Source organism: Legionella rowbothamii (assembly GCF_900639985.1).
Classification (GTDB): Bacteria; Pseudomonadota; Gammaproteobacteria; order Legionellales; family Legionellaceae; genus Legionella; species Legionella rowbothamii.
The window spans coordinates 197,629-213,447 of sequence record NZ_CAAAIM010000003.1 but is presented as its reverse complement, the minus strand read 5'-3'; the positions used below and the strand labels follow the sequence as shown (position 1 = coordinate 213,447).

The following is a 15,819-nucleotide window of genomic DNA, read 5'->3' as shown; positions in this document are numbered from 1 at the left end:
TACACGTTATTGTAAAATTTTCGTAACACGGTGGGTGTAATGACGGATCTCAAATGCCCTGATATACTGATTTTATGAAAAAAAATATTATCCTACTCATCGTTTCTTTTGCCATGTTCATGGAGGCTGTTGATACTACGATTATTAACACAGCAATTCCAGTTATGGCGCATAGCCTCAATGTAAACCCTATCGATTTAAAATTAGCCCTGATTAGCTATCTGTTAAGTCTGGCTATATTTATCCCCATTAGTGGCTGGATTGCCGATAAGTATGGTATTAAAAAAGTATTCATTACGGCCGTTTGTGTATTTACCTTAAGCTCAGCCTGGTGTGGTTTTACCCAAAGCCTTAGCGAATTAATTTGTGCTCGCATTATTCAAGGCTTGGGAGGCTCCTTAACTATGCCGGTGGGGCGGCTTATTATTTTACGAACTTTTGAGCGTCACGAACTCATTGCCAAAATGAGCCAAGTCGTGATGGTAGCCGCGTTAGGAATGATGTTGGGCCCCTTATTAGGAGGTATAATTTCCTATCATTTCTCTTGGCGCTGGATATTTTGGGTCAACATTCCTGCAGGTATATTGGCTATCTATCTTTCCCATAAACGCCTACCCTCAATGCCTTGTCGATCAGTTCCACCATTGGATAAATTAGGATTCGTACTTTTTGGCAGTGGCCTTGCCTTGCTAACCTTTGGCTTATCCATGCTCAGCGAATCAGACATTGACCGTTCACATACTCTGGTAGTTCTTATTTCGGCACTGATCTTACTGTTTGCTTACATCAAACATTCGCGCCATAAAAAACATCCTATCATTAAAGTAGAACTGCTGCAGTTACGTACTTTTGCTGTTGCCGTCACTAGTAATTTATTTTCTCGATTAAGCTTTGGTGGTATTCCATTTTTACTTCCCCTGCTCTTGCAAATTGGTTTGGGCTATTCGTCACAACTCTCCGGATTTTTACTTACGCCAATCGCCTTAGGGGTATTTTTGGTAAAACCCATGTCCGTCTACATACTGCGTTTGTTTGGTTATAAAAAACTACTCATCTTAAATACTATTTTAGTTAGCATCGCCTTATGGTCTTTGTGCCTCATAAATCATTCCTCATCAATTTATGAAATTAGCCTGCTTACCTTTATTTATGGTTTTTTAATCGCACTGCAATACACAGGAATGAATTCGTTAGCCTATGCTCAGGTCAGCGAAGACAATATGAGTGCGGCAACCAGCATTATGAGTACCATTCAACAATTGGCTCAAAGTTTTGGTGTTGCAGCCGCTGCAATCATTATTAGTATTTTTACGATCAATCAGCAATTGTCGATTAAAGCACTTCATCAAACCTTCGCGACGCTTGGTATTCTGACGTTTTTATCTGGGGCAATATTCTTGACGCTCCAAAAAAATGATGGCGAAGAATTACTTTCAGCTGAATTATGAGTTAGATATTTCGAAAATATATCCTCTATTATGCACGCCCATTATGGTTTTCTTTCCTTATTTTGAAAAAAATAAAAAATATTTAATAAAAAAACAGCACAATTAATAAAATAATGCTACAATGGGCTGGTAACAATTTAGGAAATTATCATGTCAGAAAAAATACGCGGTACAGTAAAATGGTTTAACGAGTCCAAAGGTTTCGGATTTTTAGAAAGTGGCGGCACAGATTATTTCGTACATTTCAGTGCGATCCAAGGTAGCGGGTTTAAAACTCTTGCCGAAGGTGCAACTGTAATGTTCAAAGCTAGCAAAGGTCAAAAAGGACCACAAGCTGAAGACGTAGAAGTAGTTTAACCTTATTTCTAGCGCCCCGTTCACATTTAAAATATTGCATTTTAGTGTGAACGGGGCGTTTTTTTTCTTCTATTTGCAAGCCCCACCAGTATACTCTAGAATTACGAATTAAATGATCCCGCTCCATTAATCAATACAAGGAACGTATGATGCGCAAAAAAATTGCCGTTATTGTTGGAAGTTTACGTAAAGAATCCTATAACCGAAAAATGGCACATGCGCTCATGGCCGTAGCTCCCGAATCATTAAGCTTAGAAATTATCGAAATTGGTAATTTACCTTTATACAACCAAGATCTTGATGATGAGAACAGACCAGCAGAAGCCTGGCTACATTTTCGTGATCAAATAAGAATGTCTGATGGAGTACTCTTTGTTACTCCAGAATATAATCGTTCGGTGCCTGGTGTTCTTAAAAATGCCATTGATGTTGGCTCCCGCCCTTACGGTAAAAGTGTTTGGTCTAAAAAACCCGGAGCAGTAATGAGTGTTTCTCCCGGAGCTATCGGGGGGTTTGGTGCCAATCACCACTTGCGACAATCCTTTGTCTTCTTAGATATTCCCGTTTTACAACAACCCGAAACTTATATAGGTGGCGTAGGAAACTTATTTAATGAGCAAGGTGAGCTGATTAATGAAGATACTAAGAAATTTATTCAGCAATTTATGAATACTTATGCCCAGTGGGTTGAATTAAATACAAATAGCAAATAGGATTTGTCGTAATTGCCCCCGCACTTGCCTCGATAACTTAGGTAAGTGCACGAAAATTCCATACCAACGACCATCCCCCGCTGTAAATAACTGGAAAAAATAAAGGTAAAAAGGTACATTGCAGCTCTTAGTAATACAAAATTCCCATTGAAGAAGAGAGGAATAATGCAAAAACCAGCACAACCAACAGAAAACCTACCAATTGTAGAATCCTTTCCGATTGCTATTATTGTAGGCGTATTCAATCGACACATAACTCAGAACTTGCAAGATGCGGTAATTAACCAGTTACAAAAGCGGGGCATTAAAAAAGAACACATCAGTGTTTATGAAGTTCCTGGTGCTATTGAAATTCCTTTGATCGCTAAAAGGTTAGCGATGGCGAATGCGGTGCAATCAATAATAACTTTAGGTTCCGTTATTCGCGGTGACACCAGCCATTATGATCTGGTCTGTAACATGACTAGTGAAGGCTGCATGAAGGTTTCATTAAAATACAATATCCCAGTCATTTTTGGTTTATTAACGACTGAAAATGAAGAGCAAGCGTGGGATAGATTAGGTGGAAAACACGGGCATAAAGGTATAGAACTGGCCAATGCGGCAATATCCATGCAACAGCTTTTAAACCAATTACCGCAGTAACAATAGGTAGGAACTCATGGCCAATCAATACGAACAATTTGAGCAGCGTAAACAAGATCACATTAAACTGTCTCTAATGCATGAAAACCAAACCGCTGACTTAAGTAAATTTGACAGCATTCATTTAACACATGATGCTCTGCCCGATCTTAATTTTGATGAAATTAATATAGAAGGCATGCGATTTGGCCAGGTTGTAGCCAAGCCATTTCTAGTTAGTTCGATGACAGCGGGACATCGCCGAGCAGAACATATCAATCATCATTTAGTTGAAGCCTGTTCACAAAGCGGCTGGGCCATGGGCGTTGGTTCTCAACGACGTGAACTAATGGATCCTAAAGCTGCATTCGAATGGAGCCATCTACGCCAGAGTTTTCCAAAGGTAAATTTATACAGCAATTTAGGGATTGCACAATTAATTCATACACCACTTGCCGACATTCAACGTTTAACTGATTCATTGCAAGCGAATGCATTAATCATTCATTGCAACCCATTGCAAGAATGTATGCAACCGGAAGGTACTACCGATTATAAGGGCTGCTGGCAAGCCTTAGAACTATTAGTTAAAAAGTTCCATTTACCCATTATTGTCAAAGAAACGGGCTGTGGTTTTTCTCAAAACACGATGCAACGTTTGACTGATATAGGTATTGCAGCACTTGATATAGGCGGATTAGGTGGCACCCACTGGGGACGAATTGAAGGACACCGAGCAACACAGGATCCCATACGTCATCAAGCAGCAATTACTTTTAAAAATTGGGGCATTGATACTGTCACTGCGGTTCAACAAGCTGCAGCATTAAATCCTACTTTTGAAATTTGGGGATCTGGGGGTGCAGCTAACGGTTTAAACGCTGCTAAGTTATTTGCGTTAGGGGCTTCTACGGTCGGTTATGCAAAGCCTTTGCTTGCAGCGGCCTTAGAATCTACAGAAAAAGTCCTGTTGCAAATGCTTACCATCGAATACGAATTAAGAGTTGCAATGTTTTGCACTGGTAGCCGTATTCTTACTGATTTAACTCAGAAATTAGCTTAGAGGCTCAGACTACGTTCGTGGCTATCTGAATTTGATTGGCATATGGAAAACCTGGTTGCTTGCAACCAGGCTACATTTTTTGATAATAGTTGTGCTTTTACTCGACTACTTCTTTCTTTTCTTCAAGGCTTCGCGATAAGCCAAGCTTCTCTTTCAAGCGTGCTACGGCATCAGGATCATATTGACGTGTTGTTTTATGCTTTACAACAACGGCAGATCGCGCAGGCTGGGCTGGAGCTTGTGCTGAATACGAGCGAGCTGGATATGTAGGAAAATAATCATCTGAAGCAAATGGTTGACTCGCTGTTTTCGGTTGATAGCTTGAAGATTGCTGGCTTGTACCATATGGAGCGGTACCTTTTTCTGCCATTATTTTGCGAGCATTGCGAACGCTTTTTTCAACCCGTTTTTTAATCTTCGCTGCAGCGTGATCTGCCTCTTCAGCACTGACCTCAGCTACATCATTACCCTGCAAATCGACGCGCATTTCACGAGCTTTTAAACATGCCAAGTAATCAAGGCGACGCGTAAATAAAACTACGGCCTCTCGGAGCTTACTCTTAGAAATACCTACCTCAGCAGCTTTATCGGCATGCAGCAAAATATCATTCATAATGCCACCCTTTAATGGGCGGATTCGTAATGAATTATCAAACGCAGCAGGGAAATTAGCCGCAAGCCATAACAATGCATCAGCGCGTGCTTTTTTAGACTGGTTTTTTTGAGTTTTATTAATAACAGCGGTGCGCGGGTGCAGCTCCTGTTTTCTCATCAGTGTACCCTTTAGAAATTGGTTGCCCTATCCGAAAATAATATGATCATTCACCTTCTGAATGAGCGCACAATGTACAATGTTTAAAGGTTGTTTGCAAGCACTCTAAGTAAGTTCATCTGTTTCCAATAAAAACCTCAAAACTCTGGGTAGAAAAAAATCCAATATTCAGCCTATAATTAATTTAAACTGAAACTACCATGTATATCCATGAGACGATTATTTATAGCTTTTCTTTGTGCCTTTCTGCCATGGGCTGTTTTTCTAATTAGTGATAACCCAGGTGGAGCCTTTGTTGCCCTAGTCATGCAAGCGACGCTGATTGGCTGGCCCTTTGCGTCTGTATGGGCTTGGCGTACTAAATATCCCCCCAAGGATAAAGAGATGCCAAAGAAGAACCCCTCAGATAAAAATCCTCGTCAATAATTCATATCGGAAATAAGGAATACCATGTTAACTCGTGTTATCGTAAATGGAGCCAGTGGTAAAATGGGGGAATTAGCTTGTGAGACACTCAATGTGCATCCTGAATTTACCTTAGTTGCTCAACTTGGCCGACAAGATAATTTAGCTCAAGCGATTCATGATACCCAGGCACAGATTGTGGTTGATTTAACACGAGCAGATACGGTGTATCAAAATAGTCTGACAATTATCAATAATGGGGCTCGCCCCGTCATTGGTACCTCAGGACTACTTCCCGAACAAGTTAAAAACTTAACCATCAAATGTGAAGAGCAAGGTTTGGGTGGAGTTATTGCCCCTAACTTTTCCATTAGTGCCGTTTTAATGATGCTTTTTGCAGCAAAAGCCGCTGAATACTTTTCAGAAGTAGAAATTGTTGAAACCCATCATCAGCAAAAATTAGATGCGCCTTCAGGTACTGCGTTAAAAACCGCAGAAATGATTGCTGCAGCAAGAAAATCCCCAAAAAATAAATTAATTTTAAAAGAATTAATTCCGGGAGCTCGTGGCGGCACGCATTGTGACATTAACATTCATTCACTGCGTTTACCCGGAGTATTAGCTCGCCAACAAGTTATTTTTGGTAATGCCGGCGAAACACTTTCTATTACAGATGACAGCATCAGTCGAAATTGTTTTATGCCTGGTATTGTCTTAGCTTGCCAAAAAGTTATGACTTTAAACGGTTTAATTTATGGTTTAGAACATCTGTTATAGGAATGTAGCCTGGTTGGTTACAGCCAGGCTATGTTGTTTTACAGTGAAAACTCAGTTACTTTTTTCGATTGCTTGTTCTTCTCAAATAGTTTGCTCCAATCCGCAGCGAGCTTATTAACGAGTTCCTCATGTTTTGATGCAGGTGCTTCGATTAATTGCCGCAACTCATAAACTGACTTTGTAGCCTCTGTACGTGAAGAGTCCTGCACGGGTCGGGATAATATAATCTTCATGATTCCTGCCATACGCACAACATTATTAGGGCCGGAGCGAGGATCATCCATTAACTTTTTAATTTCAACAATTCCTGAGGGCGGGCTGCGGTCAGAACTAAAAAACCATGACTTTTTCTTCTCCTCAGGAGCTGGTATAAATTGAGTCATATCGTTAAATAATAAAAATAAATTATCGTAAAGTGTTGTACATTTGGCTTCACCTAACGCGGCAGCAGTCAAATTACACACCAACTGTTCCTTAGGTAATATTGGAGACCCTGTAGTGATTTTTTTAATTTCATTATTTGTAGCAAGGCGATCATCATAAACTAAAGCCTTGTCATGGTTTAAACGTCTAATAATTTCCGCGGCTATATCGGAGGGTAAGTACTTGTACGGTGTTTTAATACCTTCAGATCCAGGGGAATTATGTCCTGCATGTTCATGATGATGGCGTGAGAGGTAAATATCTACGAAGATATTGATAAAATTAATGCGGTCTTGACCTATATCAGTAAACTCCGGCCAAAACCCATATTCGAACTTATACCGGCACATCGCGTCAGTATGAATTGATTCTATAGCCTTTCTATCCTTACCGCTGACGCATGAGCCAAAAGAATAGTCTTTAGAAACAAGAAACATTAATTGCTCTAAAGAACTTAAAAATAATTCTCGTCCATAATAATCAAAAAAATTTGTTGAACCAACCCCTGAATTTAATACGGCTTTATAGCTATCAAGCAGCGGTTTTAATTGCGGGATAGCTTTCTTCCGTATCTCCATCGCGCTCACCAGCGCCACGATATAAGGATCCGTAGCCACAGTATAAAGTATTACTTTTGCCGCATTAAATGGATGGTTCGTTTTTATTATTCGAGATGCTAATGGATGTTGTTCCATTTCAGCATCCGCTATGTTCTTTAAATCACCATCGGGCAGCAATTTTGAAATATTAACCAATGGTAGATGAATAGGACTAACTAAAGTTTGTACTAAAATGAATTGTTCAGGTTTAGCTTGGGCCATTGCCCGTGTTAGGTTTCTGGAAGTGTACAGGCGCATAACCTCGTCGGGCCATTTATTAACACCATCTCGAGGAACAACATGACTCCCACGATATTTTGCAGAATATAAATCATGTAAGCTACCGTCTTTATCAACGATATGTGAACTATGCACCGCATAATTTGGAAGCATCGGCAAAGTTCGATGACGACTACATATAAAAGAAAGTACCTCTTCCAAACTGTTGTTGCTTTTCAAAGCATATTCTAAAAAATGCTGTTGATGTTTAGGCAGAACCCAATACCACTGAGGAAGTTTCCTAACTTGCGCTAAAGTATCCTTGTATTCTTCACGCGCCAGCATCTGTTTAAATAAAACCAATCTTGCATCAATTTCTGATTCTTCTTCATTGGCAAGAGCAATAACCATTTTTTGTTGATGGCCAGGTAACTCTAAAAACCACACTGGCAAAGGTAATATGCATCCGGCAATCTGATGTAAATCATTATTGAGATTAATAGCATTAAATTTAATATCTTCCCATTTATATAGAAACTTATCCAAGTCATCGGTTAAATCAATAAGGTCTGAAGGTAAGTTGCAAAAATAGGCTTGACGGAAATGAAACGCCGGATCGGAGAGCTCCTGAAACCAGTGCGGTGTTTTCGGGCAATTTTCTGCTTTTATTTGACGAAACTCTTCTAATGTTTCTGGCTCATAGGGTAACAAGGCCTTATCCACTTGCACTGTGCCCATAGGCGTTAAAGTTACTAGATCAGGGCGACCTCGTAACATTAAAACATATTGTTCAGCTTCATTTAATAATTCAGTTGCATCATCTCCAGACTTATTCCAAAGCAAATGGATTGTGTCGACAAGACTGGTAGTAAAGATCTTCAACTCTTTTTGTAACTCAGAAACGCGCGTTGCTGTATTGGCGTTAAAAATATAAACCTGACGACACTGCTCGATATGATTTTTAATCACCTCATCAGGAAAAGGTGGGTCCGTCAATGGACGTGGGTATGCGTTGAGAAGATATTCCAGCGCTTGGCAATAACTGTCGACTTTTTTTTGATAACTTAAGCGATAGTCAGGCTTATGAGGATCATAGGTTTCCAAGACATAGCCAGGAAAATGGCTTTGTAAAATAGATACCAGCCCCGTCAAAGTACCCTTTGGTACACGCAAAATTCCTTTTGTCATTGATAATTTCCTTACTACTTATAGTCCATGGATTCCATCAGAAGTAATTTATTTTTAAATATTTTTTCAAATAAGTACTCCTGTATCATCACTATTATTGTATAAATATTTCCATGAAACAATTACAATGATCAACTTAAATTTATAAAAAAACATGAAAAGGAGTTTGGTAATGGGATACCTAGTGCAACATTATGTAGGTGGTCAATTTGTAAACGAAACGAGCACCACAAGTCACCCTATTTATAATCCTGCATTGGGCGAAATAATTGGACAACTACACTTCGCCTCCAAAACGCTTTGCGATAAAACCATCAGCACTGCAAAAGAAGCGGGCATTGCCTGGGCTCAAACACCAGCAATTAAACGAGCACGCATTCTTTTTAAATTTAGAGAATTAATGGAGAAGCATCAACTGGATTTAGCCCGCTTAGTAACCCAGGAACATGGTAAAACCCTTGATGATGCCAAAGGCTCCGTCGCTCGCGCTATTGAAGTGGTCGAATTACATTGCGGCCTGCTCAATCAACTTAAAGGCGATTATTCTACAGAGGTAGCCGGCGGTATTGATTGTCATACACTCCGACAACCACTTGGTGTTTGCGTAGGAATTTCCCCCTTTAATTTTCCCGTAATGGTTCCTGTATGGATGATGATTCCCGCGATTGCCTGTGGTAATTCCTTTATATTAAAACCCTCAGAACAAGATCCTTCTGCTTCAGTGCGTTTATTAGAATTATTAAGTGAAGCCGGTTTACCTGCCGGTGTTGCCAACTGTTTACAGGGTGATAAAGATACGGTGGATTACTTAATTACCCACCCTGATGTTGCTGCTGTTACCGCCGTTGCCTCAACGCCAGTCGCTCATTCCATTTATACTAAAGCAACGGCTCATGGCAAACGCGCCCATACTTTTGGCGGCGCGAAGAACCATTGTGTGGTCATGCCTGATGCGGATATGGATCAAGCCGCATCGGCCATTGTAGGCGCCGCTTATGGTTCTGCAGGTGAACGTTGTATGGCAATTTCAGTTGCAGTGGCGGTAGGAGATCAAGTAGCAGATACCTTAATTACCAAAATGACTCCCCAAATCCAAGCAATGAAAATCGATGCAGGTGATGTTGCTGACACTGATATGGGGCCATTAGTAAGCAGCGCACACCGCAAACGCGTTATGGCAGCTATTGATCAAGGTGTACACGAGGGTGCCCAATTAATCATTGATGGTAGAGACTATAAACAACCTAATCATCCCCAAGGCTTTTTCATCGGCCCCTGCCTCTTTGATAAGGTCACCGAGCAAATGTCTGTATATCAAAATGAAATCTTTGGCCCTGTATTAGTCGTCGTACGGGTTAAGGACTTTGAACAAGCGCTCAACTTAGTCAATAGACATCAATTTGGAAATGGTACCGCTATTTTTACCCGTGATGGATACAGTGCTCGTGAATATTGTCAACGTGTGCAAGCAGGAATGGTAGGTGTGAATATTCCCATCCCCGTACCTGTAGCAAACCATCCCTTTGGTGGCTGGAAACAATCATTTTTTGGTGACATTAGTCTACATGGTGATGAAAGCATTTATTTCTATACCAAATTAAAAACTGTGACCAGTAAATGGCCTACGCATGCCCTGAAAGGAAGCGCGTTTATTATGCCAACCCATGATTAAAACATAGGTCGCTCATTCAAACGGAGAATTAAATGGCAAAAATTGGATTTGTCGGGCTTGGCCACATGGGTTTACCTATGGCTATTAATCTCGTTAAAGCAGGACACCAGGTTACAGGATATGATTTACAGCAATCAGCCTTAAAAAATTTTGCAACAAGTGGCGGCTTAACTGCAAAAGACATTGCGGAAGTGGCCCGTGGGCAAGAGGTTGTCATTACTATGTTGCAAACAGGGCAACAAGTGCTGCAGGTTTGTCATGGAGCAGAAGGACTATTCAGTACCATTCCTAAGGGGGCATTATTTATTGACTGCTCTACAATTGATGTCAACAGCTCACGAGAAGTGCACCAGCTAGCTAAAGTAAAGCAGATTCAGGTGGTAGATGCACCAGTATCTGGTGGCACCGCTGGAGCTAATGCAGGAACATTAACCTTTATGGTAGGAGGAGAGAACGAGGCATTTCAGCTTGCCCAGCCAATCCTTGCCGCCATGGGGCAAAAAATAATCCATACTGGTGCAGCAGGAAGTGGGCAGGCAGCAAAGATCTGCAATAACATGATTCTCGGCATCTCCATGATTGCCATTTCCGAAGCATTTGTTCTCGCAGAACAATTAAATCTATCACCACAAAAATTATTTGAAGTAGTAAGCAATGCTTCTGGCCAATGTTGGGCAATGACTAAATATGCCCCTGTTGCCGGGATTCTGGAAAATGTACCTGCCAATAACGACTATAAACCCGGGTTTGCCTCAGCCATGATGCTTAAAGACTTATTACTAAGTCAAGACTGTGCTCATGCGGTCAATACCCATACACCATTGGCGGCAAAAGCAACTGCTCTTTATCAGAAATTTATCGATCAAGGGCTTGGAGATGCTGATTTTTCGGCTATTATCAAACTTATTGCTCAAGCAAAAGAGGTTTAACATGCATGCAAAGCCCTCACCCTATCCACTAACTCCTACCGAAGAATCTTTAGCTGAGTTCTGGTCTGAAATTGCCAAACAAACGATCCAGTGGATGCGTCCTTGGGATACCGTACTTTCTGGTGATTTTAAACAAGGAACAATTCGCTGGTTTGAGGGAGGAAAACTCAATGTTAGTGCCAATTGCCTAGATCGTCATCTACCCCATAAAGCAAATCAAATTGCAATTATCTGGGAAGGCGATGATCCCTCGCACCATAAAACGCTAAGCTTTGCACAATTGCATGCCGAAGTATGCCGTATGAGTAATGTACTCAAGAAGCTCCATGTTAAAAAAGGGGATAAGGTCGCAATTTATTTGCCGATGATTTCCGAGGCGGTTATTGCGATGCTGGCCTGCGCACGTATTGGGGCCGTACATACCGTGATCTTTGCTGGCTTTTCTGCTCATGCATTAAAACAACGTTTAATCGCCTCAGAATGCAAATGCCTCATTACTGTAGACAGCTTTTCCCGTGGGGGTAAACCCGTTGAACTAAAAGAACACGTTGACGAAGCCTGTGAAGGCCTATCTTTGCAACGCCTGATTATTAAAAATAGCAATGCCACGATTCACTTTGATAAAAATCAGGATCATTGGTGGCATGAATTAAGAGACCAGGTTAATGCTCAATGTGAGCCAGAACCCATGGATGCCGAAGCTCCCTTATTCATCCTCTATACCTCGGGCAGTACAGGCCAACCTAAAGGGGTCGTACACACGACCGGGGGATATCTTGTCCAAGCAGCTTATACTCATCAACTTATCTTTGATTGTAAAGAAGATGAGGTATTCTGGTGTACGGCGGATATAGGGTGGATCACGGGACACAGTTATGTCGTTTATGGCGCATTATGCAATGGAATAACCAGCCTGGTTTATGAGGGGATCCCCACCTGGCCAGATCCCTCGAGAAATTGGCAAATTATTGACAAGCATCAAGTCAATGTATTTTACACAGCCCCAACCGCCATACGTTCACTCATGCGTACCGGTAATCAGTGGCTTGATTCAAGCAGTAGAAGTTCTTTGCGCTTGCTAGGCTCAGTCGGAGAGCCAATTAACCCTGAAGCATGGGAATGGTACTACAAGCAAGTAGGTCAAAGTAAATGCCCAATTGTAGATACCTGGTGGCAGACAGAAACAGGGTCAATCATGATCAGCGCTCGCCCTTATGATCCCGCCATCAAACCTGGTTCAGCCAGACAACCAATTCCAGGAGTAGTTCCTGTCTTGTTGAATGAGCAAAATGAGGAAATCACCGGTGCTGGTGAAGGGTTTCTGGCCATGAAATATCCTTGGCCCTCTATGGCACGAACGATTGAAGGAGATCATCAACGATTTTGCCATACCTACCTACACCATGGTTATTACATTACAGGTGATGGTGCCAAACGTGATGAAGATGGCGATTATTGGATCACCGGACGTGTAGATGATGTCATCAACGTCTCAGGACATCGTTTGGGTACAGCAGAAATTGAGAGCGCATTAGTCAGCCATATCTCCGTCGCAGAAGCGGCCGTCGTCGGTATTTCCCATGATCTCAAAGGCCAGGGTATTTTTGCTTATGTCGTTCTCAAACAAGATATCTCCGTCACCAGTGTTTTAGAAATGGATTTAATTGAGCAGGTCAAAAAAGAAATAAGTTCCATCGCTAAACCTGATGTCATTCACTTCACCAGTGAACTACCCAAAACACGCTCGGGGAAAATAATGCGTCGATTTTTACGTAAAATTGCCTGCAAAGAAGTGCAGCATATCGACGAATTAGGCGATTTATCAACCTTAGCGAATCCTCAAGCTATTGAAATTCTAATAAGAGAGCTCAATAAATAAGCCATTTGTCCTGAGTGAAAGGATGCACTTAGGACAAATGATGAACATAATGCTGGATCTATTCCCACAAAAGCTGTATTATTAAATTACCGCATGCTTTTATTTGAGACACATTATGTTTAAAGTGACTTTGCATAAAGAAGACTATACTTCAATCGCCGAGGAAGTCAGAAAGCAATTGCGTAACGTATTTCCTAGTAGTGAATTTGCTCATGGAGAAATTCTTTTTGGTCCAGAGTTTATGGCCCCAGCCTTACGTATTGATACTCCATCTACAAAAGTTGAGTTTAGTGAGAAGGAGCAACAATATGTGAAGGAACTACGAAATGAAATTAATAAAAGCAATCTAAGTCACGAACAAAAGCGACAAAAACAACAACACTTAGATAGCATTGTTCTTTTTGGACAAATATTATTTGCCCAATCAGCATGCCTGCATTTCTTGAAAAAACCCTTTCATAAACCGGATGCAGCGATTCCAATAGAAGATATTCAAAAACTTGAGGCACATTTAGACAAGTTAAAAAAATTGGCCGAAAATGAGGGTATCCAACATACATCCTCGAGATTTGAGGTTTTATCAAGAAGAAAAGAGTTTAAGCAATACTTATCGGAAATCAAGCATGAGCTGAAAGACATGCCATTGAGTATGGAAGAGAAAAAAGGATTCCTGCGTAATTTACATAAGGCACGCGATTTTTATTTACAGGCGAACGATTTCAATTTTACTTATGCCAATAAATCAACCCGAAATTTTTCAGCCTTCTTAAATAATTATGAATATTATGGCTCTAAAGTTTCATTAGCCGCCTCACTGATTGCCGTGGCGGCCACCGCTCTTGCACTTATCCCACCATTAGCTCCCATAATGGGCCCTATTGCCCTCGCTGCGACGTGTATTGGTATGGCAATTGGAGTACCTTTGGCATTAAAAACCGTAGGTACAATGATTTATAATCTTATCCGCTTTGGTGCAGCCCCCACCCCTACTGAGTTGGCAACAACCGCATTAGTAGGTACCAGTATTGCCTTAATGGGCACTGGAAGCCTCGTGTCCGCGGCAGTACAACAAGGGTTAATAAGCACCACTGCAGCAACAGTAACGCAAAGTCTTAAAGCAGTAAACGATACTGTTAAAATGGCGGGTAGTATTGGCGGCAGTATTATGGCAGATCAAGCCCGTCAAAAAATTAATCAATATAAAGAAGAGCTAGCGAAAATACAGGAGGGGCCTAATAATGACTCAGCAGCAGGATACCAAATCCAGGCAGGTTAATCATTGCAAGAAAGAAGCTCCATCCAAGCCTGGATGTAATGCAGTGAAATCCGGTAACTTTAAGCGTTGCGAATTTATTTTGGTTTATGTGGAGAGAGCCTAATTGCCATCTTAAAAGAATACCTGGTTGCAGCCGGGTATTCTTTTAAGATGGTATGCATGTACTTAATGCAAATCAAGCCACTGATTTAACAAAAGAATTAACTCTTCTACGCCTTCTTTTTTTAAAGAAGAAAAAGCTTGGACGCTGATTAAATGACTAGCAAGTTCATAATGTTTGCGCACTTTTAAAACCGTATTTTTGACATCACTGCGGCTCAATTTATCTGCTTTAGTCAATAAAATGTGCACAGGCAATTCGCGATTCAATGCCCAATCGATCATCATTTGGTCTAGATCTTTTAAGGGATGGCGCACATCCATTAACAACACTAAGCCTCTTAAACTTTGCCTGACATCAAGATAATGAGCTAAATGCTTTTGCCACTCCATCTTTACTTGCAAAGCAACCTTGGCATAACCATATCCTGGTAAGTCCACTAAACGGCGCTCTTCATCCAGAGAAAATAAATTAATTAATTGGGTGCGTCCTGGTGTTTTACTGGTTCGAGCTAAGCCTTTAATGCGAGTCAAACAATTTAACGCGCTGGATTTCCCAGCATTGGAGCGTCCAGCAAAAGCAACCTCATAGCCTGTATCTTCAGGCAAATGAGTTACTCGCGCGGCGCTTTTTAAAAATACTGCTTTAGCATAAGGATTTTCTAACATAAAATATACGGCATCGGGATTTAAACCCAAGCAGTGTACCATTATTTTACGATTTTATATAATTTTTACAAAAATTAGGTACGATGACTTAACCTAGAGAGTTTCATGAAAAAATTTGCACTAGCAGTTATTCTGTGCGTCCCGCTAACCGTCTATGCACAAGAAAATACCCCAACAACTGCAAATAAAGCGATGGTGTGTGCCGCCTGTCATGGGCAATCAGGCAATAGCCTGAACCCTGAATGGCCCAATCTGGCCGGACAGCATCCTAAATACTTCATCAAGCAACTAAAAGATATGAAAGATAAATCACTCCGTGATGCGCCCACCATGAGCGCCTTGGTTGCAACCCTGAGTGACCAGGATATGGATGACTTAGCAGCATATTATGCTAAAATGCCTTTGGCTCAAGGAAGCACTCCTAAAGAATTTCTGCAACGCGGAGAACAGCTTTATCGAGGAGGCGACTTTACAAAACGGATAACTGCCTGTATTGCTTGCCATGGTCCGAAAGGTACGGGTAATGCTCAAGCTGGCTTTCCAGTACTTTCTGGTCAACATGCTGCTTATACGCTATTGCAATTGCTGGCATTTAAAGACGGCAAACGCAAGAATGATTTAAATCATATTATGCAGGACATTAGCAGCAGGATGAGCCGAGAAGATATGGAAGCTGTAGCACATTATATCGAAGGTTTACACTAGGG

Annotated in this window: 15 protein-coding genes; 12 read left to right on the top strand and 3 right to left on the bottom strand. The window is 41.1% G+C overall.

Annotated features, from left to right (window positions below; genetic code table 11):
* Positions 1–74 precede the first annotated feature (74 nt).
* From E1P08_RS07680 to fni, 5 genes are all read left to right on the top strand, one after another.
* A complete protein-coding gene (locus E1P08_RS07680; protein ID WP_133136446.1) occupies positions 75–1,448 on the top strand; it encodes an MFS transporter in 1,374 nt (457 codons plus the stop codon).
* A 150-nt stretch (positions 1,449–1,598) separates the two neighbouring features.
* Positions 1,599–1,805: a cold-shock protein gene (locus tag E1P08_RS07675; RefSeq protein ID WP_058534402.1), complete on the top strand. Its 207-nt coding sequence runs from the start codon at positions 1,599–1,601 to the stop codon at positions 1,803–1,805.
* Positions 1,806–1,954: 149 nt separating this feature from the next.
* Complete coding sequence (locus E1P08_RS07670) at positions 1,955–2,518, top strand: NADPH-dependent FMN reductase (RefSeq protein ID WP_133136526.1); 564 nt, start codon at positions 1,955–1,957, stop codon at positions 2,516–2,518.
* 165 nt (positions 2,519–2,683) lie between these two features.
* On the top strand, positions 2,684–3,163 hold the full coding sequence (gene ribH / locus E1P08_RS07665) for a 6,7-dimethyl-8-ribityllumazine synthase (protein WP_133136445.1): 480 nt from the start codon (positions 2,684–2,686) through the stop codon (positions 3,161–3,163).
* A 16-nt stretch (positions 3,164–3,179) separates the two neighbouring features.
* Positions 3,180–4,205, top strand: coding sequence for a type 2 isopentenyl-diphosphate Delta-isomerase (gene fni / locus E1P08_RS07660; protein WP_133136444.1), 1,026 nt, complete (start codon positions 3,180–3,182; stop codon positions 4,203–4,205).
* A 97-nt stretch (positions 4,206–4,302) separates the two neighbouring features.
* On the opposite strand, the gene E1P08_RS07655 is transcribed toward fni, so the two are convergent.
* Entirely contained in the window at positions 4,303–4,977 is a 675-nt protein-coding gene (locus E1P08_RS07655) for a ProQ/FinO family protein (protein WP_133136443.1), read from the bottom strand.
* 210 nt (positions 4,978–5,187) lie between these two features.
* Here E1P08_RS07655 and E1P08_RS07650 point away from each other — a divergent pair, with 210 nt between their 5' ends.
* Both E1P08_RS07650 and dapB read left to right on the top strand, forming a co-directional pair.
* Entirely contained in the window at positions 5,188–5,403 is a 216-nt protein-coding gene (locus E1P08_RS07650) for a hypothetical protein (protein ID WP_133136442.1), read from the top strand.
* Between the two features lie 24 nt (positions 5,404–5,427).
* On the top strand, positions 5,428–6,159 hold the full coding sequence (gene dapB / locus E1P08_RS07645; RefSeq protein WP_133136441.1) for a 4-hydroxy-tetrahydrodipicolinate reductase: 732 nt from the start codon (positions 5,428–5,430) through the stop codon (positions 6,157–6,159).
* Between the two features lie 38 nt (positions 6,160–6,197).
* Here dapB and E1P08_RS07640 read toward each other — a convergent pair whose 3' ends face one another.
* The gene (locus E1P08_RS07640; RefSeq protein WP_133136440.1) at positions 6,198–8,588 is read right to left on the bottom strand and encodes an oxidoreductase; all 2,391 of its coding nucleotides are present in this window, start codon (positions 8,586–8,588) and stop codon (positions 6,198–6,200) included.
* Positions 8,589–8,760: 172 nt separating this feature from the next.
* Here E1P08_RS07640 and E1P08_RS07635 point away from each other — a divergent pair, with 172 nt between their 5' ends.
* From E1P08_RS07635 to E1P08_RS07620, 4 genes are all read left to right on the top strand, one after another.
* Positions 8,761–10,260 (top strand): CoA-acylating methylmalonate-semialdehyde dehydrogenase, encoded by a 1,500-nt coding sequence (locus E1P08_RS07635; protein ID WP_133136439.1) that lies wholly within the window; start codon positions 8,761–8,763, stop codon positions 10,258–10,260.
* Between the two features lie 32 nt (positions 10,261–10,292).
* Positions 10,293–11,189, top strand: a complete 897-nt coding sequence (mmsB, locus tag E1P08_RS07630) for a 3-hydroxyisobutyrate dehydrogenase (RefSeq protein ID WP_133136438.1) — start codon at positions 10,293–10,295, stop codon at positions 11,187–11,189.
* A 1-nt stretch (position 11,190) separates the two neighbouring features.
* Complete coding sequence (gene acs / locus E1P08_RS07625) at positions 11,191–13,068, top strand: acetate--CoA ligase (protein ID WP_133136437.1); 1,878 nt, start codon at positions 11,191–11,193, stop codon at positions 13,066–13,068.
* Between the two features lie 115 nt (positions 13,069–13,183).
* Entirely contained in the window at positions 13,184–14,344 is a 1,161-nt protein-coding gene (locus E1P08_RS07620) for a hypothetical protein (protein ID WP_133136436.1), read from the top strand.
* A gap of 165 nt (positions 14,345–14,509) precedes the next feature.
* Here the strand turns inward: E1P08_RS07620 and yihA are convergent, their stop codons facing one another.
* Positions 14,510–15,112 carry a ribosome biogenesis GTP-binding protein YihA/YsxC gene (yihA, locus tag E1P08_RS07615; RefSeq protein ID WP_133136525.1) on the bottom strand — a complete coding sequence of 201 codons (603 nt, stop codon included), beginning with the start codon at positions 15,110–15,112 and terminating at the stop codon, positions 14,510–14,512.
* A 105-nt stretch (positions 15,113–15,217) separates the two neighbouring features.
* Between yihA and E1P08_RS07610 the strand changes: the two genes are divergently transcribed.
* A complete protein-coding gene (locus E1P08_RS07610) occupies positions 15,218–15,817 on the top strand; it encodes a c-type cytochrome (RefSeq protein WP_133136435.1) in 600 nt (199 codons plus the stop codon).
* The last annotated feature ends 2 nt before the right edge of the window (positions 15,818–15,819 follow it).

Bases quoted from the DNA above. Each gene is read 5' to 3' on its own strand.
- E1P08_RS07680 (WP_133136446.1), top strand. From the start codon at position 75: ATGAAAAAAAATATTATCCTACTCATCGTTTCTTTTGCCATGTTCATG.
- E1P08_RS07675 (WP_058534402.1), top strand. From the start codon at position 1,599: ATGTCAGAAAAAATACGCGGTACAGTAAAATGGTTTAACGAGTCCAAA.
- E1P08_RS07670 (WP_133136526.1), top strand. From the start codon at position 1,955: ATGCGCAAAAAAATTGCCGTTATTGTTGGAAGTTTACGTAAAGAATCC.
- ribH (WP_133136445.1), top strand. From the start codon at position 2,684: ATGCAAAAACCAGCACAACCAACAGAAAACCTACCAATTGTAGAATCC.
- fni (WP_133136444.1), top strand. From the start codon at position 3,180: ATGGCCAATCAATACGAACAATTTGAGCAGCGTAAACAAGATCACATT.
- E1P08_RS07655 (WP_133136443.1), bottom strand. From the start codon at position 4,977: ATGAGAAAACAGGAGCTGCACCCGCGCACCGCTGTTATTAATAAAACT.
- E1P08_RS07650 (WP_133136442.1), top strand. From the start codon at position 5,188: ATGAGACGATTATTTATAGCTTTTCTTTGTGCCTTTCTGCCATGGGCT.
- dapB (WP_133136441.1), top strand. From the start codon at position 5,428: ATGTTAACTCGTGTTATCGTAAATGGAGCCAGTGGTAAAATGGGGGAA.
- E1P08_RS07640 (WP_133136440.1), bottom strand. From the start codon at position 8,588: ATGACAAAAGGAATTTTGCGTGTACCAAAGGGTACTTTGACGGGGCTG.
- E1P08_RS07635 (WP_133136439.1), top strand. From the start codon at position 8,761: ATGGGATACCTAGTGCAACATTATGTAGGTGGTCAATTTGTAAACGAA.
- mmsB (WP_133136438.1), top strand. From the start codon at position 10,293: ATGGCAAAAATTGGATTTGTCGGGCTTGGCCACATGGGTTTACCTATG.
- acs (WP_133136437.1), top strand. From the start codon at position 11,191: ATGCATGCAAAGCCCTCACCCTATCCACTAACTCCTACCGAAGAATCT.
- E1P08_RS07620 (WP_133136436.1), top strand. From the start codon at position 13,184: ATGTTTAAAGTGACTTTGCATAAAGAAGACTATACTTCAATCGCCGAG.
- yihA (WP_133136525.1), bottom strand. From the start codon at position 15,112: ATGTTAGAAAATCCTTATGCTAAAGCAGTATTTTTAAAAAGCGCCGCG.
- E1P08_RS07610 (WP_133136435.1), top strand. From the start codon at position 15,218: ATGAAAAAATTTGCACTAGCAGTTATTCTGTGCGTCCCGCTAACCGTC.